18 protein-coding genes are annotated in these 22,337 nt (G+C 44.1%); 8 read left to right on the forward strand and 10 right to left on the reverse strand.

All coding sequences use genetic code 11. The features are described 5' to 3' along the window. Positions 1-106: 106 nt before the first annotated feature. The 3 genes from nirD to F899_RS08505 are packed head-to-tail and all read right to left on the reverse strand — an operon-like array spanning position 107 to position 5,673. Complete coding sequence (nirD, locus tag F899_RS08495; RefSeq protein WP_005222125.1) at positions 107-1,717, reverse strand: nitrite reductase small subunit NirD; 1,611 nt, start codon at positions 1,715-1,717, stop codon at positions 107-109. Positions 1,718-1,741: 24 nt separating this feature from the next. After that, a complete protein-coding gene (gene nirB / locus F899_RS08500) occupies positions 1,742-4,288 on the reverse strand; it encodes a nitrite reductase large subunit NirB (RefSeq protein ID WP_005222127.1) in 2,547 nt (848 codons plus the stop codon). Between the two features lie 35 nt (positions 4,289-4,323). Continuing rightward, a complete protein-coding gene (locus F899_RS08505; protein WP_004809401.1) occupies positions 4,324-5,673 on the reverse strand; it encodes an MFS transporter in 1,350 nt (449 codons plus the stop codon). A gap of 401 nt (positions 5,674-6,074) precedes the next feature. Between F899_RS08505 and F899_RS08510 the strand changes: the two genes are divergently transcribed. Then, a complete protein-coding gene (locus tag F899_RS08510; protein ID WP_004809402.1) occupies positions 6,075-6,653 on the forward strand; it encodes an ANTAR domain-containing response regulator in 579 nt (192 codons plus the stop codon). 10 nt (positions 6,654-6,663) lie between these two features. Further along, on the forward strand, positions 6,664-7,668 hold the full coding sequence (locus tag F899_RS08515; RefSeq protein ID WP_004809403.1) for an ABC transporter substrate-binding protein: 1,005 nt from the start codon (positions 6,664-6,666) through the stop codon (positions 7,666-7,668). A 65-nt stretch (positions 7,669-7,733) separates the two neighbouring features. Here the strand turns inward: F899_RS08515 and mtlD are convergent, their stop codons facing one another. Then, entirely contained in the window at positions 7,734-9,860 is a 2,127-nt protein-coding gene (gene mtlD, locus F899_RS08520) for a bifunctional mannitol-1-phosphate dehydrogenase/phosphatase (protein ID WP_005222130.1), read from the reverse strand. Between the two features lie 310 nt (positions 9,861-10,170). On the opposite strand from mtlD, the gene F899_RS08525 reads away from it, so the two are divergent. From F899_RS08525 to F899_RS08550, 6 genes are all read left to right on the forward strand, one after another. Beyond that, on the forward strand, positions 10,171-11,115 hold the full coding sequence (locus F899_RS08525) for an ABC transporter permease (RefSeq protein WP_005222132.1): 945 nt from the start codon (positions 10,171-10,173) through the stop codon (positions 11,113-11,115). Further along, positions 11,115-12,008 carry an ABC transporter ATP-binding protein gene (locus tag F899_RS08530; RefSeq protein WP_005222134.1) on the forward strand — a complete coding sequence of 298 codons (894 nt, stop codon included), beginning with the start codon at positions 11,115-11,117 and terminating at the stop codon, positions 12,006-12,008. The genes F899_RS08525 and F899_RS08530 overlap by 1 nt, the downstream gene beginning before the upstream one ends. 11 nt (positions 12,009-12,019) lie before the next feature. Continuing rightward, positions 12,020-12,349 carry a DMT family transporter gene (locus tag F899_RS08535; RefSeq protein WP_005222135.1) on the forward strand — a complete coding sequence of 110 codons (330 nt, stop codon included), beginning with the start codon at positions 12,020-12,022 and terminating at the stop codon, positions 12,347-12,349. A 68-nt stretch (positions 12,350-12,417) separates the two neighbouring features. After that, a complete protein-coding gene (locus tag F899_RS08540) occupies positions 12,418-13,494 on the forward strand; it encodes an isopenicillin N synthase family dioxygenase (RefSeq protein ID WP_004894890.1) in 1,077 nt (358 codons plus the stop codon). 3 nt (positions 13,495-13,497) lie between these two features. After that, a complete protein-coding gene (gene ahr / locus F899_RS08545; RefSeq protein WP_005222137.1) occupies positions 13,498-14,511 on the forward strand; it encodes an NADPH-dependent aldehyde reductase Ahr in 1,014 nt (337 codons plus the stop codon). Then, on the forward strand, positions 14,508-15,407 hold the full coding sequence (locus F899_RS08550; RefSeq protein ID WP_004894896.1) for a YncE family protein: 900 nt from the start codon (positions 14,508-14,510) through the stop codon (positions 15,405-15,407). Before ahr ends, F899_RS08550 begins: the two co-directional genes overlap by 4 nt. A gap of 65 nt (positions 15,408-15,472) precedes the next feature. On the opposite strand, the gene F899_RS08555 is transcribed toward F899_RS08550, so the two are convergent. From F899_RS08555 to F899_RS08580, 6 genes are all read right to left on the reverse strand, one after another. After that, positions 15,473-16,498: an ABC transporter substrate-binding protein gene (locus tag F899_RS08555; RefSeq protein ID WP_005222139.1), complete on the reverse strand. Its 1,026-nt coding sequence runs from the start codon at positions 16,496-16,498 to the stop codon at positions 15,473-15,475. A 55-nt stretch (positions 16,499-16,553) separates the two neighbouring features. Next, positions 16,554-17,576: an ABC transporter substrate-binding protein gene (locus F899_RS08560; RefSeq protein WP_005222141.1), complete on the reverse strand. Its 1,023-nt coding sequence runs from the start codon at positions 17,574-17,576 to the stop codon at positions 16,554-16,556. Beyond that, on the reverse strand, positions 17,573-19,381 hold the full coding sequence (gene atzF / locus F899_RS08565) for an allophanate hydrolase (protein ID WP_005222143.1): 1,809 nt from the start codon (positions 19,379-19,381) through the stop codon (positions 17,573-17,575). Before atzF ends, F899_RS08560 begins: the two co-directional genes overlap by 4 nt. 11 nt (positions 19,382-19,392) lie before the next feature. Further along, complete coding sequence (locus F899_RS08570) at positions 19,393-19,836, reverse strand: CopG family ribbon-helix-helix protein (RefSeq protein WP_005222146.1); 444 nt, start codon at positions 19,834-19,836, stop codon at positions 19,393-19,395. Between the two features lie 4 nt (positions 19,837-19,840). Continuing rightward, positions 19,841-19,954, reverse strand: a complete 114-nt coding sequence (locus tag F899_RS16050; RefSeq protein ID WP_005222148.1) for a hypothetical protein — start codon at positions 19,952-19,954, stop codon at positions 19,841-19,843. Between the two features lie 1,081 nt (positions 19,955-21,035). Further along, positions 21,036-22,307, reverse strand: coding sequence for an MFS transporter (locus tag F899_RS08580; protein ID WP_004646947.1), 1,272 nt, complete (start codon positions 22,305-22,307; stop codon positions 21,036-21,038). Between the last annotated feature and the right edge of the window lie 30 nt (positions 22,308-22,337).

The raw sequence follows: 22,337 nt of genomic DNA on the forward strand, positions 1-22,337 counted from the left end.
ATTTTTTCTTGGTCTCAAAACCTTTAATCCTCCCCAACCCTCCTTTGTTAAAGGAGGGAGGTTCCCCTCTTTTTAAAGAGGGGTTAGGGGAGATTTATGTGATGGATTACCCTGCTTTCTTTAATGCAAAATCCCGACCAAACAGCAGTTTATTTCGAATCGAAGTGATCAGTGTCTGATCTGCAATCAGCTCGGCATACCATGCACCATCCTCAGTATCACCAAACAGTACTGCACCAATGACTTTATCTTTTTGAATAATAATGCGTTTATAGATCTGACGTTTCTCGTCATTCAGTACGATATCTTCAAAATCATCTTTTGGTTCGAAGTCACCTGCCGAGAATACATCACAACCACTCACTTTCAGTTGAGTCGGAACAGTTGGCGCTTTGAACGTCAGACTGCCATGCTCGGCCAGATGTGATGCACAAATAAATGCCTGGCCCCAAAGTGGTTCAACCAGACCAAAAGTTTGACCTCGATGTTCAATACATTCACCCACCGCATAAATACTTGGGTCAAAAGTCTGCATGGTGTCATTCACTAATACACCACGGTTACAACGTAAGCCTGCGCTTTGTGCTAAAGCCATGTTTGGACGGATCCCCACGGCAAACACCACCAGATCAGCATCCAGCACAGTCCCGTCTTTGAGTTTGACTTGAGTCACATGACCTTCTTCACCAAACAGGCATTCGGTATTCGCTGCAGTCAGAATCGTGATACCTTTCTGCTCAATCGCTGTTTTCAGCATCTGGCTGGCTTTACTGTCTAGCTGGCGATCCATGATGCGGTCCATCAGGTGCAACACAGTCACATTCATGCCTTGCTGTCTTAGTCCATACGCTGCCTCCAGACCTAAAAGTCCTCCGCCAATGACTACGGCATTTTTTCGGGTCTTGCAGTAATCCAGCATACTATTGACATCATAAATATCACGGAAGCTCAGTACACCTTTTAAGTCACTCCCCGGAATCGGTGGAACAAATGGTTTGGAACCAGTCGCAAGAATCAGGCGGTCATAACTGATCACTTCGCCCTTTTTGGTATATACGTGTTTACGAGGACGGTCGATGCGAACCGCCGGATCACCGGCAATCAGACGGATGCCTTTGTCAGCATACCAGGCATGCGAATGCAGCATGATGTCATCAATAGTTTTCTCACCAGACAATACTGGTGATAGCATAATACGGTTGTAGTTGCCCCAAGGTTCTTCACCAATCACAGTAATTTCATAACGGTCTGGTGCCATATCCAATAAATCTTCCAGACAACGCATACCAGCCAGGCCATTGCCCACCAAAACCAGCTTCATCTTTTCCTGAGAAGTACCATTATTGGTGATATAGGTTTTTTGAGGGGTCGGACTGATCCAGACTTTGCCATTTTCAATCTTGCTCGGAAATACCAGCAGCTTTTGGTCTTTATCTTCCAGACAGCGTCCGGTTGCCAGACTGAAATGCTGCTTGTAAATCGGTGAAGCGACGACGCGTTCCCCTTGCAGATCACCCAGAATCCCGCGTGACATTACAAATGCTTTACTAAATGGATCTTGGTTACTTAAGGCATAAACACGCTTTTCATGACCTACACGGAACAAAGCAATTTGCTGATTTTCAATTAATGCACCTACACCGGTATTCGGGGTAATGTCATCCAGTGCACACACTTCCACCCAATTCAGTTCATTCATATCTTTTAAAATGGTCATCTTCTTTCTTCCTTATGCTTTGAATCAGGCTTCAACTACTGGAATACGTGTGATATCACGTTCAGCTTCAGTTTTCGGACGGATCTGGCCGCGTACTTCAGTAAATTGAACATGAGGATCATTTTGCAGTTCAGCTTTGGCATTAATAAAGGTTTTAAAGCGTTTACGAACTTCAGGATCTTCAATCGCAGTACGCCATTCGTCCTGATAAGTACCCACCACATGCTGCATACGGTGTTCCAGTTCAGCGGCCAGACCAAGCGAGTCATTCACGATGACATCTTTCAAATAATCCAGGCCACCTTCCAGGTTGTCACGCCATACCGAAGTACGTTGCAAACGATCTGCAGTCTGGATATAGAACATGAAGAAACGGTCGATGTATTTGATGAGCGTTGCCGTATCCAGATCTGAGGCCAGCAGTTCTGCATGGCGTGGTTTCATGCCACCATTACCGCAGACATATAAGTTCCAGCCTTTTTCAGTGGCAATCACGCCCACGTCTTTGCTTTGTGCTTCGGCACATTCACGGGTACAGCCAGACACGGCCATTTTCAGTTTATGTGGAGAACGCAGGCCTTTGTAACGGTTTTCCAGGAAGATCGCCAAGCCAACCGAATCATCTACGCCATAACGGCACCAGGTGCTACCGACACAAGATTTCACCGTACGTAAGGATTTACCGTAAGCATGACCTGATTCAAAACCTGCATTGATCAGTTTTTCCCAGATTTCCGGCAATTGATGCACTTGTGCACCAAACATATCGACACGTTGACCGCCTGTCAGTTTGGTATATAGGCCATATTCTTTAGCAATCTGACCAATCGCAATCAGGCCATCAGGCGTAACTTCACCACCCGCCATACGTGGCACGACTGAGTAAGAACCATCTTTCTGGATATTGCCCAGGTAGTAGTCATTACTGTCTTGCAAGCCAGCATGGCTTGGTTTTAAGACGAAATCATTCCAGCAAGATGCGAGAATGTTCGCTACTGTCGGTTTACAGATGTCACAGCCCAGCCCATGTCCATGTTGATGAACCAGGTCATCGAACGTCTTGATTTCATTAACACGAACCAGGTGATACAGCTCTTGACGTGAGTAAGCAAAATGTTCACACAAATGGTTATTCACCGTTACGCCTTGGCGTTGCAACTCAGACTTCAATACTTGAGTGACGAGTGGCGCACAGCCACCACAAGCGGTTGCTGCTTTGGTGCATTTTTTCAGAGCGCCGAGTGAAGTTGAACCATCAGCAATCGCAGAGCAGATATCTGCTTTAGACACGTTATTACATGAACAGATGGTTGCACTGTCTGGAAGTAGATCCACACCGCTACCACCTGCTTTAGCAGTCGCCTGATCAAAGCCCGGCATAATCAGGCTTTCAGGATTCTCAGGTACAGCCAGTCCATTCAGCATCATTTGCAGCAGGTCGTTATATTCTTTGGCACAACCGACCAGTACTGCACCCAACAGTTTGGTCTTTTCGGCATTGACCACGATTTTCTTATAGACTTGAGCCGCTTCATCGGCGTAGAAATAGCTCAGTGAACCTGGTGTCATGGCATGTGCATCACCCACCGAAGCAACATCTACACCCATCAGTTTCAGCTTGGTGCTCATGTCTGCGCCAGCAAATGCTGCACATTCTTCTTGCAGCACATGCTTTGCAGCGATACGTGCCATGTCATAGCCTGGAGCCACCAGACCAAAAATCTTGTTATTCCAGAGTGCACATTCACCAATCGCGTAAATATCTGGATGAGAAGTCTGACAGTAATCATTGATCATGATTCCGCCACGTTCACCAATAGCCAGCCCGCTTTGACGCGCCAATTCATCACGTGGACGAATCCCTGCAGAGAACAGGATAATATCGGTTTCCAGTTCAGCACCATCACCAAACTTCATCACATGTTTAGCATTGGCACCGTCTTCAATAGATGAGGTTGCTTTTTGGGTATGAACTTTTACACCCAGATTTTCGATTTTTGAACGTAAAACTTTTCCGCCAAGATCATCAATCTGGACTGCCATCAGACGTGGCGCAAACTCAACAACATGTGTTTCCAGATTTAGATCACGCAGGGCTTTAGCTGCTTCCAAACCCAACAGACCACCACCGATTACCACACCGGTTTTTGAATTCAGGCTGGCTGCACGAATGGCATCTAGGTCTTCGATCGTACGGTAAACGAAACAGTTTTCACGATCATTCCCCGGGATTGGGGGAACAAAAGCATAGGAACCTGTTGCCAGAATCAGCTTGTCATAAGTTAACTCTTCACCATGCTGGGTATTCACAGTACGAGTGTGCTGATTGATAGAAACTGCTTTAGTGCCCAAGCGCAGGTCGATCCCATATGCATCCGCAAAGTCGCTACGGCAAAGGGTCAAGTCTTTTGCTGATTTTCCACTGAAATATTCAGTTAAATGAACACGGTCATATGCCAGACGTGGTTCTTCAGCCAGAATAGTGATTTCAATATCATCGCCCGCCTGTTCAAGTACAGATTCGATAAATTTGTGGCCCACCATGCCATAACCAATCATGATAATTTTCATATGTTTACTTCCTACTAATTTTAAAATATTTGGTCTTAATTTTGCGCTTCAGCAAGGTTGCGATCCTGGATCGCTTGTTCAAACAGACGCTGTTCTTTTTCCTTATGCTCAACCGAGAAGCGGATCATTAGTACACAGCTCGCAGCAATCACTACCAGCCCACCCAGCATCATTAATGTGGTCTGGATATCCAGCATGCCTTTTAATAAGAAGCCCGCTGCAACTGCGCCTACGTTACCGCCTGCACCGATAATGCCCGCCACGCCACCCAGTGCATCACGATCAATAAATGGCACCAGCGCATAGGTCGCACCGCAGGCCATGTGGGTAAACAGGGCAAATACCGTCATGGTCAGGATTGCCAGCATTGCACTGTTCATTTGTGAGAACACTACCAGGAACACACCTTCCAGCAGGATCATCAGGAACAATACTTTGGTACGGCCATCCAGGCCTTTGCTTAGTGCGACTCTGTCAGATACGATGCCACCCAAGGCGCGTGCAAATAACGCCAGCAAACCAAAGATCCCCGCAGCCATACCCGCTTCTTTCAGACCAAACTCGAAGTTTTCTACGTAGTACATTGCAACAATGTTATGAATGAAGATTTCGATACCGAAACAGGCAGCATAGGCACCAAACAGGATCCAGACGCGGTAGTTTTTCGCTGCATGCATCAGAATCGCCATGCCACCTTTTTTATCGCTGCCGACACTGACGCCTTGGGCACGTAATTCACTAAAGTTGCCTTGAGGACAGTCTTGAGTCAGTTTCCAGTACAGGAAGCCTACTATCACCATCATCACGCCTGGCACAATCAGTGCAATTCTCCAGCCCATTGCCTGTTCAACACCGAACATCACCAGGGCAGCCAGCATTAATGGCATCAATACCTGCGTGGCACCACCACCTGCATTGCCCCAGCCTGCAGTTGTCGCATTTGCCGTACCTACGACATTTGGCGCAAACATGATGCTGGTGTGATATTGGGTAATCACGAAGCTGGCACCAATGGCGCCAATCAATAAGCGGAAGAACAGGAAGGATTCGTAGCTATTAGAAGCTGCGACACCAAAGACAGGAATACTGCCGATGATCAGTAATGCAGAATAGGTTTTACGTGGACCGTATTTGTCACATAAAGGCCCCACAATCAGACGAACCAGAATGGTGATGGCAACTGCGGCAATATTGATATTGGCGATTTGTGCTTTGGTCAGATTGAATTCACCTGCAATGACCGGCATCAGCGGCGCACAGGCAAACCAGGCGAAGAAACAGACAAAGAATGCCAGCCAGCTCATGTGGAAGGCACGCATCGCTGCGCTGGAAAAACTGAATAGACTTATTTTTGTTGCTTTTTGAGCTTGTAAATTTGAAGACATGACCATCTTCCTCCAGAACTGAACGTTATAAATATCCTGGCCTGTGGCTTTGGCAGGTCAGAATCGAACAGAACGGACGTCATTGGCCGTCTAAATTTTCAGGTATAAGTCGCCTTTGACTCAATACTCTTATCTTGTTAAATACTTAGCAGGATCTGTGCCAATTTTATAAAAAAGGCTTTTTTACTTATTTTCTAAGGATAAAGCGCTAGTCCAACTTATTTATAAGCATTGCAATCCCCTACGACATTGATGGAATTGCACTGTTTCAAAGCTTTTGCACAAAAAGGAATCATAAAAATACAGAAAACCCTGCTTAACATTGCATAAAAATGGCGCAAAAATTGCATATAAATGCGTTCAAGATGTACCGATCATTGGATCAAAAATAAAGCTGTAATATGCCAAAACTTAAAATTGCACTCATTGATGACAATGCCGAGCGTGCTGAATTTATTCAGGATTCATTAACTGCGCATGATTTTATCGTCGTTGCCTGCCTGATCATCCATGATCTAAGTATGACGCATGTCAAGAATCTGCAAGCAGATGTCATTCTATTGAATATGGATCACCCGCATCGAGACATTATCGAAAGCTGCGTGAGCCAGTATGAATTACCTACGGTTCTTTTTACCCAGAACTCCAACAAGGACACCATCAAAAGCGCGATTGATGCCGGTGTGACGGCGTATATTGTTGATGGTATTGATCCGAGCAAGCTGAATAGCATCATGGAGATTTCCATTGAGCAGTTCCGTAAGCATAAAAAACTGCTGAATGATCTCAAGGAAACCCAAGATAAGCTGGCAGACCGCCGTGATATCGACAAAGCTAAATCCTTGCTGATTCAACTGCATTCCATGAGCGAAGAACAGGCTTTTGCCCTGCTGCGCAAAAATGCCATGAGTCACCGCATAACTTTGGGCGAAATGGCAAGACGTCTGCTGGATGCACAAAAACTGTTATCGGGCGAATAAGGAGAAGAAAATGTCTGAACTGGAACAGCATGAAATTAATATCGGCTTTATTCCTTTGCTCGATTGTGTCGCGATCTTATGGGCGGAAAAACAGGGTTATTTTCAGGAACAAGGTTTAAAGGTGAACTTGATCCGGGAAGCTTCATGGGCCAGTCTGCGTGACCGTCTGGCTTATGGCTTCCTTGATGTCGCGCACTGCCTGTCTGCAATGTTGCCAGCTGCAGCACTTGGTCAGGATCAACTGAAAGCCAATCTGCAAACGCCTTTGGTACTCAGCATTAATCAGGCCTTTATCAGTCTGCGCCAGGATATTTGCTATGCGCTGGATTTACATCCGGATTTCGATGAAAAAACCAGTTCGCAAAAAGTCGTGCAAGCACTGAAAGAAAATAAACGCGTGAATCTGGCGCATGTATATAAATATTCAATCCATCATTTCTGTTTACGTGAATGGCTGGCACTGACCGATCCAGATTTGGCTAAAAACTTTCATATGCTAACCTCGCCACCGCCCTCGATGGTGAAAGGTATTGCCCAACATGTCTTTGATGGCTTTTGTGTAGGCGAGCCGTGGAATATTCAGGCACAGATTGAAGGTCATAGTTTTATTGTGGCTTCCAGCCCAAATATTATTCCTGCAGTGGCAGACAAAGTATTAGCAGTCTGTCAGGAGTGGGCAGAACAACATCCACTGACCTTAAAAGCTTTAGTGACTGCGATTCAGAAAGCCCAGGCCGATTTGCAACAGAGAACTGACCTGTCTGAAGTCTGGGAGATGCTGGTCGATTATAAGATTATCCAGTTTGAATGTTCTGATCATCAGCATGTTTATGACTTCCATAAGATTCAGACAATTATCCGTAATATGCATGGTGAAAGTGCCCAACCCAAACTGGAAGATTTTAGCTGGCTCTTGCAGCAAATGGAAAAATGGGAAGATATTGAAATGACCGCAACCGAGAAAAAACAGATTGCGCAATCCTGTATTTATCAGCAAGAAGCGACTACTGTTTAAAACATTGCCTATTTCCATAAAAAAAGACCCAGAAAATTCTGGGTCTTTTAGATTTAACGTTTTATTCAGCTGAATGCCTGTTGTAAATTCAGTTGCATGAATTTCTGCAAGGACAGTTTTCCAGCAATGATCTGATTGATGAATTGTGACATTTCGTCATACAACATCTCATAGAGCTGCGGTTCTAATGCCATATGTCTTAACTGGATCTGCAAATGCATTAACAGTTCCTGCTGTTCGCATTCGCCCTGCTCCAGAGCATAGACATAACCAAGTACTGCTCCTTTTAAAACCACATCAAAAGGCAAGCTATATTTGAGCAAGGTGGCCAATGAGCCCATCACCCGCTCATGATGCTCAAGTTTTCTTAAAGGCTCACGACCTACACGTGCGCATGGGTCCTGATAAGCATGGGCACAAGATTCACTAAAGCTTTGAGCCAGACGTTCCAGATCTGAGGCATGTTTTGGAATCTGGTAACATAGACTATGCTTCACCTGAGCTAAGGACTGGTGCATAAATTTTCTGACTGCCTGATCTGACATGGCAATCCCAATAGTCGGATGTCCACGCAGGCTGGCATACCAGGCCATCATCGCATGTATGCCATTCCATAAGCGGTTTTTAATCAGCTGGATATTGGCAATATCATCCACCAGAATCATCTGTCGCATTTTCGCCAGTAAGGGACTGTTATTTTCCACATAAATTGGCATATCTGTTTCAGCATTAAACAGAATCAAATCCATAGACTGCAGGATATGACTCGGCTGGAAGTTACGGCGCAGGTCTTCTATATATAGACCTGCCTGATGTTCCTGCTCGCTATTCAATGCGGTTGAATCATCCAGATCAACGGTGGATAAATCTTCATCCAGCTGGTACTGCTTGAACATGTTGTATTTAATGCGCAACTGACGATACAGTTTCTGGTCTGACAGCTTGGACACCATACGGTTGACCACAGTGTCACAGAAGTAATGCTGATCCATAATGTTCTGTGCGGTCTGTTCATCGGTAATCCGTCGCAGACGATTCAGAATCTGCTGCATCACCTGTTGTTTAGCACCAATTTTATTCAGGATAATGAGCACTGTCAGTGGCTGATCCTGCTGCTCATAAGCCAGATAACGTGCGTATAAACCTTGTGCAATGACCTCCGCTTCAGAAACCAGTGCTTCCTCTGGTACGCAAATGGCGACCAGACTGGATTCAATATACATGTTCTGCATTTGTTGCAGATCATGCGCATCAATCACGCTCATATTTTCAATACGCTGATCAAAAGAATTCTGGCCATAGCGAATACAGTAAGTACCAAAAGCATTGACGCTGGATTGATACAGTGGATTGCGTGTCGAAGCAATTATTTTGCGTGGACGTGTGTATCCATCCCAATGCGATAACACCTGAGCCAGATAACCGCCGCCAATTGCACCAAAACCGTGTATCCCGACCGTCAACTGATTCAGCGTTTGCGGAAAAGCAGTCTGTAGTTCTGGCATGTCCAGAACAGGCACAAACTGGTTCAGTTCCGTCAAGAAATCTTCGACTGTTTCATAATAATACTGGGCTTGTGCCAGCATCGACTCGTTCGGTGTTTTGATGTCTTTGAAAAGCACCGTCATCCCGCCTGCATCATAGGCAGAGCGCAGACCATTTTCAGAATCTTCAAACATCAGACATTGTGCCGGACTTAAATTGATTTTTTCGGCTGCACTGATAAAAATTTCTGGATGAGGTTTCCCCTGTTTAATCTCATCGCCACAGACCAGTACATCAAAAAACTTATAGACATTGGCATTGATCAGATATTCTTCTGCGATCGCACGTCGGCTGGATGTCGCTACCGCCATTTTCAGGCCAGCTTTGCGTAGGCGTTCCAAGACCTGCAATAAACCTTTTTTAACGGGAACACCGTAATGACGCACATGTTCTAGTTCCAGTACATCGGCGCGTTGACGAATCTCGGCATAAGGTACATCTTCTCCATAACGCTCTTTAGCCAATTGCTCTGCACTACGAGCACTAAGGCCCAAACACTGCATTAAATAACTTTCAGAAAATTCAATGCCAATCAGCTCACGTGAAGCTTGTTGCAAGGTTTGAAAGCGCAAGCGTTCGGTATCAAACATGGTTCCATCCATATCGAAAATTGCGCCGTGTACGATTTGATTTTTAAATTCTAGCATTGCTCCCCTTTTATAATTCAATGAGTTAAGAAGTGGACAATACCTTAAGGAAAAACAAAGCCGAATTAAACTGATGTAAAAATATGAAATAGTTTGGGTTAAAAAATAATCAATAAAGGCTAAAATGCTAGGTTTTATGTTTTTATACGTAATCAGAATGTTAAGTTAGGTAAGTAGCCTATTCCATCTTTTCAATTCTTCTTTGTAAATCAGATTCTTTCATCATCCTGATGATTTCAGCCCATCATGGCATCCATTTTGCTTAGTCAGTATTACATTTTATAAAAAACGTAATATTGGGGGCAGCAAGATGAGTTACGTTGCAAGCGAACTCAGTCAAAGGAACAAACTGTTATTTGGCTTGGGGTCATTTTTAATACCAATTCTCATTTGGTGTGCGGTAAGTTACTTACCATTTATATGGCATCCGCAAGTACAGATTACCCAATCGGGTAGTGTCAGCTTTTTACAAGTCGATAGTCGTGTGCACAAAGATGTGTTTTATGCAGAGGCACAGAATGCAGTGGATCAAGGCCTAACACCACCGCAAGGGATTTTAGTTAATCCTATATACCTACCTGCACCGCATGAGGTTGCTAAAGCCTTGGTAACAGCGTTTACCACCCCGCCTGCCCAAGCCAATGCGCCATGGTTTCACGAAAGCCTTTGGCACAGTATTAAATTGGTATTTACTGCATTCTTTATTTCTTCCTTAGCCGGTGTCCCACTCGGAATTTTATGCGGTTTTTCAAACAAGCTATCCCAACTGACCGAGCCTTTTGTTGAATTTTTCCGTTATTTGCCTGCACCTGCATTTGGTGCCCTAGCCGTTGCAATTTTAGGGATCAACGATGCACCAAAAATTGCCATTATTGTGATTGGCACTTTGTTCCAACAAATTCTGATTATTGCCAATACCACACGCTTGGTTGACCGTAGCTTGATTGAAGCAGGCTTTACCTTAGGAACGAATAAACTCAAAAGCCTATTCCATGTCGTGATCCCTGCAGCATTACCTGAAATTTACCGTAATTTGCGTGTACTGCTCGGTTGGGCATGGACTTACTTAATTGTGGCTGAACTGATTGGCAGCACCTCTGGCATTACTTGGTTTATCACCCAGCAAGCACGCTACCAACATTTCGACAATGTCTTCGCTGCAATTTTAATTATTGGGATGATCGGTCTGATCTGCGATGTCGTCCTGATGAAAATCGGTCAACGTTTATTTAAATGGAAAGCGGGAGCACACTAATGACACAGCTTGAACATACTGATGCATTTGATTCACGTCACTATTTTGACAAGATTTACCAACGTCCCGTGATCTTAGAAGCAAAACAACTCACACAAAAGTTTAAACATGGCAAAACAGAACGCACGGTCTTAAATGCATTAGATCTCAAAATCCATAAACGTGAATTTATTTGTGTGATTGGACCCTCTGGGTGTGGTAAATCGACCTTTAGCCGTGTGGTTGCAGGTTTAGACCCATATAGTAGTGGTGAGATTTTAGTGGATGGCACACCGATTACAGGCCCAAGTCCTGAGCGTGGCATGGTGTTCCAAGGCTATACCCTCTTTCCGTGGAAAACCGTCAAAGAAAATGTAATGTTTGGTCCAAAAATGAAGGGCCAAAGTCATTCAGCAGCCGAAGCCCAAGCACGCGAGTGGATTAACATCATTGGCTTAGAAAAATACGAAAATCAATATCCACACCAACTGTCAGGTGGGATGAAACAGCGTGTCGCCATTGCCCGCGCCTTAGTCAATGAACCGAAAATTCTGCTCATGGATGAACCTTTTGGTGCACTTGACCCACATACGCGCCAAAAAATGCAACGTCACTTAATGGATCTTTGGAAAAACATCGACATTACCATCATTTTTGTTACCCATGATATGGACGAAGCCATTCTACTTGCCGACCGTATCGTGGCACTGAAAGCCAACCCAGGTGAGATTAAAGAAATTATTGAAGTCGACTTGCCACGCCCACGTCATCCTGACCTCATGCTGACACCTGAGTTTAAAAGCTTACGTCAACGTGTCGATCAATTGGTGCATGCCGAAGAAGATGAACTTGATCCTGCTTTGGCAGATTTACCGGTGATTCCTCGTATGACCAAAGTCAGTACTAGCAAGTAAGTGAGATCAATATGGCTTACCTCTATTTAATGATTGCAATTGTGGCAGAAGTGATTGCGACCTCTGCTTTAAAAGCATCGAATGGTCTTAGCCAATGGATTCCATCCACGATCACTGTCATTGGCTATCTGATCGCAATTTACTTTCTAGCGCTCACCATGAAAACCATCCCCGTGGGTATTACATATGCCCTGTGGTCGGGTGCAGGCATTATTTTGATTTCATGCATTGGTTGGATTTTCTATAAACAGCATTTGGACACGGCAGCGCTGATTGGGCTGTCCTTTATGGTGCTTGGCATCGTCATTATTAACGTCTTTTCAAACAGTACTGAAATTTAAGCAGACATTAGTAAATTCACAAGGCACGCATTGTTCCACACCATACGTGCCTCATTTTAGGGGGTAACATGAGCATTCAAACGATTGAAAAAGATTTCAGTGAAATTCCTGTCATTGATATTTCAGGGTTGTACAGTGCAGATCCTGCAGATCAACAACAGGTTGCGATAGAACTCGGCAAAGCGGCTGAGCATGTCGGTTTTTTATATATTAAGGGTCATCGCATTCCGAGAGCACATATAGAAGCATTACAAGCCCAAGCTAAAGCATTTTTCGCCTTACCCTTTGAAGAAAAAATGCAGTATTATGCCGGCAAATTTGGCATTAAGCATCGTGGATATGTGCCACCGGGTGAAGAACGTGTTGAAGCGATTGATCGTCCTGATTTGGCAGAATTACCCAACAAAACAGACAATAAAGAAGCTTTCGATTTGAGTTGGGATTTACCTGATGATGATCCTGACGTGATTGCTCAAAAACCGATGCATGGCTCGAATGTATGGGCCGATCTCCCGAATTTTAAGCAAGATGTTAGCGCTTATTATGAAGATGTGATTGCCTTAGGACGTGTGCTGCTGCGCGGTTTTGAATTGGCCCTTCAACTTGAACCCGATGCGCTTAACCGTTTAGTCACACGACCCACCTCTCAACTACGTTTAATGCACTATCCACATGATCTAGAAGCAGAAGATATCTTTGGTTTTGGTGCACATACCGATATGGAGCTGTTCACCATCTTGTTACCTACTGCAGCAGGACTCGAAGTGGTGAACTCTAAAGGTGAATGGATTGATGCACCTCCCATTGAAGATGCATTTGTGGTCAATATTGGCGACATGATTGAAGCCTTAAGTGGCGGTCGCTTTACTGCAACCTCTCATCGTGTTCGTAAAGTCCGTGATGAACGTTATTCATTCCCGCTATTCTTTGCTTGTGACTATGATGTCGAGATTAAACCGTTGCCTCAATTTGCAACGCCAGAAGCTTTAGAGAAATATCCGCCTGTGATTGCAGGTCAACATCTATTTGAAGTCAGTGCGCAAGGCTTTCGTTATATGCGTGAGATGGTCAAACGTGGCGAAATTCAACTGACTGGTCCAAATGTCCATTTTGGTAAACACAATTATGATGACTTAGGAGCATAAGTGATGCCTGTATTTGCTTATGCCGCACATGCGCCTAAGCAAGCACTTCAACCTTATCAGTTTGAGTTTAACGACTTAAACCCCGATGAGGTTGAAATTGAGGTCATGTACTGTGGCTTATGCCACTCTGACCTCTCTATGCTTGATAATGATTGGCAACAAACACAATATCCTTTCGTTCCGGGTCATGAAGTCATTGGACGTATTTCAAAGCTTGGTAGCACGGTAAAACATCTAGTCCCCAATCAAGTGGTCGGTTTAGGTTGGCAATCGGGTCATTGTCAAACGTGTCATCCTTGTTTGTCGGCCAAACCTAATCTGTGCAAACAATCTGAATCCACGATTGTAGGACGTCATGGTGGCTTTGCGAGTCATGTCCGTGCGCAAGCCTCTTGGGTGATTCCTATTCCTGAAAATATGGATCTCCAAAGTGTTGGACCATTACTCTGTGGTGGTTTAACGGTATTTACCCCTTTACTGCAACATGGTATTCAAGCGATTCATCATGTGGGCGTGATTGGTATTGGTGGCTTAGGACATATTGCAGTGCAACTTTACAAAGCTTGGGGCTGCAAAGTCACTGCGTTTAGTTCAAACCCTGCAAAATATGATGAACTAAAACAATTAGGTGCAGACCAAGTCCTTTCCTCGACTCAGCTTGATGATATTCCCCCACAAAATTTTGATCTGATTGTGGATACGGTCAATCAAGCACTCGATTGGGATGCATACATTCGCTTATTGGCTCCTGAAGGAAAGTTTCATGTGGTCGGTTTGGTCGAAGCTCCTCTTAAAATCTCAAGCTTTCAGCTAATTGATCAACAAATTAGTCTAACAGGTTCACCCACAGGTACACCGATTGCCATGCATCAGCTCCTCGATTTCTGCTCACGTCACCATATACAGCCCTGGGTGGAGGAATTTCCCATCTCGAAAGTCAATGATGCGATTGAGAAGTTACGTCAGGGGAAACTGCGCTACCGTGCTGTCATCAATATGCAGGAGTTACATAGATGAATCATGCTGTTTTGCTTGAATCAAATGAAGTACCCATTGAACATCTTGCGCTACAAACTCGGCATGTTTCCGGTTTTGTCGACTTTATGGCGAGTAATGGCCGCTATATTTGGGCCACCAATCAGGATGTCTTACAAAAGTTTTCGGCTCAAGACAATCAGGTGGTGGCTGAAATTCAAGTGCCTAAGGCTGCAGGAATTCCGGTGTGTGCATTTTCAGCAGTATGGGTGGCGAGTCTAGAAAATCAATCCATTTATAAAATAGATCAGATTAGTAATGAAGTTTTAGCCATCATTCCGACGGGTCTTGCGGATTTAACGGGTGAATTTAGTTTGGCGGCATCCGATGATGCCATTTGGGTGGTCTCCGCAGAAGGATTACTCACCAAAATTGCACCGTGTCGCGGTCAAATTGAACAACATATTGAAGTCTTACCGAGCTCTTATAATGTTTGCTATGGTGCAGGTGCAATTTGGCTCACCAACACTCAACACGCCTCCGTACAACGGATTGATCCTTTCTTAAACCGTGTAACACATGTGATTGATGTTGATGAAACCCCTTGGTTTATCTCGGCCAATGATCAATATGTGTTTAGCCTTAATCAAAAGCATGGCACGGTTTCAAAAATTGATGCTCTCTCCTGTGAGTGTGTTCAAACCATTCAACTCCCTGAACATGCACGTGGCGATGGTGGGGATATTTTTGCATCTAAAAACAGACTTTGGGTCAGAACGACAAATCTATTGTTAATCGAAATTGATTTGATTTCTGGCAAGATTTTAAGGCAGATCACTGCACAAGAGAATGCTGGAAGTGGTGCGGTAATGCAGTGTGGTGATGTGTTATGGGTCACTGCACATGATATTGAGAAAGTTTGGCTGATTGAAGCATGAACTTCGCTTAAATCGTGAGTCATAAAAAAGGGCTAAAAAGCCCTTTTTTATCAAGCTTAGATGGATTATTCAGCTTGTGCAGCATTGACCAAATGTGGATAGATGGTATTTTCGACAACAGGGCTTTCTGAATAAATTCCGACACGCATATTGAACTTGTTGACGTTATAAGAAGAACCATACAGTGAGTCCAAGCCATCACCTTTAACAAAGACTTTTTTATTATCTTCTAAATCGAGCAAGGTCGTACCCGCCATCAGGTTTTCAAGCTGTTCAGGTTTAATCTCGGCACGATCTGCCATGATTTTAATACCATCTGCACGTGTCGCAGGGTCTTCAAGATATTTCACAATCTTGTCCCACACCACGATCAATTTGGTCCACTCATCTTTACGTTTTTCAATGTTTGGCAAGTTCACCGAAAGAACATCGTAAATTAATCCCGGTGTTTTGCTTGAATCATAAATGACTTTAGAACCCGGTACAGCTTTAAGGGCCTGTAAACCAAATGGATGCCAAAGCGTGATCGCATCAATCCCTGGTGTATTAAAGACTTGTGATAGTTCTTGGGTCACCGCATTAACGACTTTGACTTTGCTCGGATCTTGACCTTCATTCTCCATCGCGGTGGTAAAGAACAATTCACTGACCAAGCCTTTCTCGAATGCAACGGTTTTCCCTGCAAGCTCTTTAACAGACTCAATGCCCGGTTTCGCAATAATGATATCATTTCCGGTCGACATACTATTGACCAAAATAATGCTCCCGTTCACACCTTGTGAAGACAGCATAAAGTTATCGCCATTGGCGACACTCGCCCCATCAATTTTGCCTGCCAAAAAGGCTTGAATTGATGCGTTATAGTCGGAGAACCATTCAAGTTGTACATTTAAGCCTGCCTCCTCAAACCATCCTTTTGCCTTTGCCACTTCCCAAGCGAGTGAACCCGGCCATTCACTATAGGCGATACGGATCGGAGCAGTACTTGAATTGACTGCTTTTGCTTCAGTTGTGGTATCTGATGATTTGCTACAGCCTACGAGAATTAAGCTTGAAGCAACCAACACAGAAAGAGATAATTTTTTTAACATACAGCCCCCTTAACGAAAAAAGGCCTTTCGATACGAAAAGCCTGTATAAAAAGGATTATGGTAAAGATTGTACAAGTTCGGGATAAATGACCCCATCTACATCGACTTTTTGGGTATATACACCATTTTTAAAGTTAAATTCATTGACGTGATAGCTTGAACCATAGAGTGAATCAAAGTTGTTCGATTTTTCAAATACCTTTTTATTGGCTGCCAAATCCAATAAATGCGTCCCTTCAATAAACTGTGCATACTGATCGGCTTCAAGACCAACGCGTTTTGCCATAATGGCTAAGGCATCAGGACGTGTGGCTGGATCATTAATATATTTCACCGTTTTATCCCACACTTGAATGATTTTTTTCCATTCTTCTTTGTGTGCAGACAAATGCGTCATATTGACCGTTAAAGTGTCATAAATCAGACCAGGTTTATCTTGAGAGGAATAAATAATCTTGGAACCTGCAACGGCTTTCAAGGCTTGATTGGCCACCGGCTGCCATACCGCAATCGCAGCCACATCAGGACTTGAAAAGACTTGTGGTAGTTCATTGGTGACCGCGTTGACCAAGTTCACATCAGTATGTGCAATACCCGCATCGCTTAAAGCCGTATTTAACAAGTGATGATCAACTAAGCCTTTTTCGACCGCAATTTGCTTGCCCTTTAGTTCTTGAATCGAATTTATGCCATTTTTAGCAATAATGACGTCATTCCCGGCTGAATAATCGGTCGCCATGATCATGATGCCCTTGGTACCACCGGATGCAATCACCAAGTTATCGCCATTGGATACCGAAACGGCATCAAGTTGATTGGCCGAAAAAGCACTCATCGATGCTGAATAATCGAACCACTTAAACTCAACATTGACCCCTGCCTCTTGAAAGAAGCCTTTTTCAATCGCGACTTGCCATGCCACCCACCCCGGCCAATCACTGTAACCGATCGTAATGGGCTTGGTATTCACGCTGCCTTCAGCTTTGGCTTTTGGTTCCGGTACTTTGGCTGTATTGTCACAGCCTGCTAATAAAATCGTGGTCAGTACAGATGCTGACAACAAGGCTTTTTTAATCATCGTGCGATTTCCCCTATGCATGCGCATTTAAACTTGGTATTGCTGACTTTTTTAGATTCGATATAGGCGCGCCAACCACCAAAATGGCTAATATCTGTTGCATCCTCTAAGGCATAGCCTTCACAAATAAAACCTTTGACCCATGTGCCATCGCTGAGCTGTACATTGCCAATCCCGAGTGGTGCCGGTACTTCAGCGACAATGTCGCCAAACAATGCACGTGGAATGTCCCAGACTTCGACTTCAATTGAACAACCTTTCGCACTGTATTGCAGGCCAGGTTTTGGCGGTGTGGTATTTTTTAAAGCATACAGTTTGTAATGCGAAGCAGTCCGGGTCTGCTTGATCAGGGTGCCACTACGTGTGGTCAGCTGAAAATTCAGTGGCATTCCGGTCAGATGTGCTCCAACTACAGCCAGTTTGACGCTGTGACCCGATGAGATTTCAGTTGTTTTTTCATAGCTAAGTTCAGAGGTGCCTAACTTTAACGGGCTCGCCTGCTGCCATTTTTGCCCGAATTTGGCCAGTGCCTCATCCATCCAGGCTGGTGCAATAAAGGTCACACCCGTTGGCAAACCATCGGCACGAATCGCATTTGGTAACGCCAAAGCCGACAGATCGGCAAAATTGACAAAATTGGTATAAGCGCCCATATGGCTGTTTTTGACCAGGGGATCCGCTTCTACATCTGCAATGCGGTAAATGGTGGGTGCAGTAGGCACCATCAAGGCATCATAATCTGCCAGTGTATTTTGAATAACACGGCTCAGGCGGGCGCGTTCATATTCATCCTGCATGGCATCGACCGCACTGAACCGGTCTGCCTGCGCAATAATCTGGCCAATTACCGGATGGGTCTGCTCGCGTTGCACCATTTTTTCCACGGCACTGGTACGTTCAGCTACCCAAGAGCGGTTATACAGGGCCGCTGCCAGTTGTTGAAATGGAGCAAAATCAATCGGCTCAACTCTATAACCCAAGCTTTTTACACGTGTGATCGCCAGCTGGAATGCTTTTTCAGTTTCAGCATCACCATAAAATTCCAGTGTATCCGGAATGGCAATTTTTCCTTTTGAAAATTGGCTCGGTACATTTTGAGGATGCATTCTGGAATACTCATCGCTGGCATCATAGCCCTGCATGACTTGCGCCACCTGCCAGGTATCATCCACCGTTAAGGCAAAAATCGAAATCACATCGATGGTGCGGCAAGCCGGAATCAGGCCTGTAGTCGAGAACCAGCCTTTGGTCGGTTTGAGTCCGATAATGTTATTGTGCCCTGCCGGTACACGTCCTGAACCTGCAGTATCTGTACCCAGTGAAAATGGTACTAATCCATTGGCTACCACCACGCTGGAACCTGAGCTTGAACCGCCACTGATATATTCAGGATTAAAGCTGTTTTTCACCGCGCCGTATGGGGAGCGCACACCGACCAGACCCGTCGCAAACTGGTCCAGATTGGTTTTACCCACGACAATCGCGCCGGCAGCTTTTAATTTGGCTACTGCTGTAGCATCGGAAGTCGCCAGATAAGCTGCCTCTTTACATGCGGCTGTGGTATAGAACCCTGCAACATCAATATTGTCCTTGACTGCAAATGGCACCCCATAAAGTGGCAAGCTTTCAATATCTGCACCAGTCAATGCATCAATTTGTGCCTGTAATTGTGCTGCTGTCGCAATTGAAATCCAGGCATGATCGTCATTCTTAAACTCGGCAACATACTCAATCAGGTCACTAAGCTGGATATTGTTATTCTGGTAGGCGTGTTGCCAGTCCTGTACAGTCCATAAGTTGTGCACAGCTGTTCTCCTTAAGTGTGTTCGGTATTTTGTGGAATGGGCGGCATGACAGCATCCATCAGTTCGAGATGCCCTTTAATCACGCCTTTCAGTGCAATAAATTGTTCGCTAATTTCTTTCAGATCACTGCTCGCGCCCTGCATCAGCATGACTTGCAGGATTTTTTCATCATCCAGCTGGATATGAAGCGAATTGATCACTTGTGCCAGATACTGCTGTTGCAGATCGACCAGCTGACTGCGCAGCGGTTTCAGACTGACGTCATAGAGCAAGGTGAGTGTGCCAACCATGACTTCATCGCGAATCACCAGATCATCAATCAGGTGACGGTTAATCATGTCGACAATGGCCTGCGAACGGCTTTCATAGTGCTGCTCGACAATTTTTTGATCCATCGCATGCAGCGTGGTTTCTGGCACAGTCACGCTGATCCGTGCCAATTTTTGTTTAGGCACGGTTTTATCCTTTAAAAGTCAGGTCTTGTTTGATGTATAAGCCAGCGCGTACGCTGAATAATTCGATCAGGAATTTTTTAAACGGATGCAGGTTTTTTTTAGCTTGAACCGTATTCATGTGCATCTCCTTAAGTATTACGAAAATTATGTTTTGTATTACTTAAACAAATGCAGAATGCGTGCCAATTTTTAGCTATTGCGACTTGGCGAATAAACTTGAATTCAATGGCAAAAAAAAGCCCCATAACATTGAGATGGGGCTTGTTTGAAAGCAGAGTTAGTTGATTATTTCACCGGTTTATTCCATTTTTCTTGCTCATGTCCTTGCTATTGTTTTTATACATGCATGGTTAACCGATGTTTGTGATTGAGTGATCAAGTGTATTGCTCTCCTCTATTTATGTTGTATCTAAATAAAAGCAGAAAGCGTGCCAAAAGATAAAATTAAGTTGATTAGGTCAGAATAAAAGAGAAATGAGCTACATAAGCACAGGTAGCAAAAATGAAGATGATTTACTAACCTTAAATATGCCTAAGAAATGTACCATTTTGCACCATTCAGGTTCATTAGTGCATCAAAGGGTGGCTGAGTTGTTTAAGGCAAAGCAGATTAAGTTAGTTAGGTGAAAAACAGGATTAACTCTAAAATATAAAAAATTAACCTTTTTAGATGGGGTATCTAAGTCACCTTAAAATGCATAAAATCTTCTTGTAATTGTTTTTTTGTAGAAACGGCGTTATATCTTAATAAAATAATTCCACCATGTTTAGCTCAATATTTTTCTTTTTTAGAATTTAAGGAAATTTCTGCAATGGTGCTACACTCCTGATTTTTTCATAAATTTAAAAAGAATTAAAATTTTGTTTTTACGGCGTTTTACATCAAACTCCAAGAATGCTTTCTTGCAATAATGATAAAGCAAATTTAATTGAGAAATTTCCTTATTTTTCGAATGTAAAGCTATCTTTAAATCAGTATATTGTTTTTGCAACACCCTATTCGAGGTGGATTTGTTCGTCAGTTTCTTGTGGGCTGTCATAAAGCCTAACCCAAAATTATTATTAAATAGATCATAAATTATATTAAAAATTGATTCTAAATAATTTTATACACACAATTCATAGGGGAAAAGTTTTAAAATCATAAAAAACCGCCCTTACCGACGGTCTTTTTTGTTACTAGTTCATCAAGCCACCGGTTATGCCTTTTGTGGATCGTATTGACGGTCTTTGATGAATATCCCGGACACTGCCCCACACAAGAAATAGGCACCGCCCATAATCAGGAAGCCTAGGCCAATTGAACCACCGCTGGCTGCCGCGCCAATAATTGCAGGAGCAAACATGGCGCCGATACGACCTGCATTATAAGCACCGCCTACCGCAGTACCGCGAATTGATGTGGCGAAGCTTTCTGTCATATAAGTGGCATTAATCGCATATGGAATGCCATACAGGAAGCCAAAGAAAATTAGCAGATAAGCAATGTTATCTGGGGTATTGAATAGCACAATCACGGGCAGGAAAATCGCCGTTCCAATTGCTCCAAACGAAAAGACAGCGCGTCTACCCAGACGGTCTGCGGCAAAGCCCGCCAGAATTTTCCCGAAAATCATCGCCACATAAGTACCAATCATATAGCCGGCCATGGATTTAAAATTCATGTGCAATTCAGATTCCAGATATGCCGGCATCCAGTTGTTTACGCCATAATAGCCAAATTGCAGAAAACCGGCCGTAAAGATCCACAAAATAAACATTCTGCGATTCGCAGGATCCGCGAAAATCTCTTTGACTGTGCTTTTTTTGGCGGGTTGCTGTGCTGTGATTTCAGCTGGGGCATATAGACGCTGCAAACGTGCACGCTGCCAGGATTCTGGCTCAGGAACCAGTTTCTGGATAAAAATCGCCATAACCGAGGGAATAATGGCAATAAAAAACAGGGTTCGCCAGCCATATTCCGGAATGATCCAGCCTGCCAGTACAGTGGCCACAATATAACCGACGGTCCATCCTGCCTGTAAGGTACCTAAAACCGTGGTGCGATATTCAGTTGGAACATATTCAGCCATGAGCGTATTGGCTGCAATATATAAAGAGCCAATACCGAAAGCAGACAGAAAGCGTAAAACAGCAAATTGTTCAAAGTTCTGTGCAAAGCCTAAGGCTGCGGTCAATATGGAAAATACCAGAATCGAAATGACTACGGTACGTACACGGCCCAGACGGTCACAGGCCCAGCCACCTATAAAGCCGCCAATCGCCATACCTGCCAAGGTGAAACTGCCTAGTGTACCAGCCTGCAGATTACTGAGACCAAACTCTGCTTTCAGACTATTTAAACTGAAAGACAGCAGCAACATGTCCGCGCCATCTACCAGTAAAGCCAGAAAGGCGAAAATAAAAGCAATTTGCTGGGTTCGTTTGGTTGTCGGTTTAATCTTTTCTAATTCTCTCGCTAAATCCGTCATATTTAAATCTCTGTTTTCCTATCCTTAGGT

The sequence above is a fragment of the Acinetobacter sp. CIP 101934 genome, assembly GCF_000369585.1.
GTDB lineage: Bacteria > Pseudomonadota > Gammaproteobacteria > Pseudomonadales > Moraxellaceae > Acinetobacter > Acinetobacter schindleri.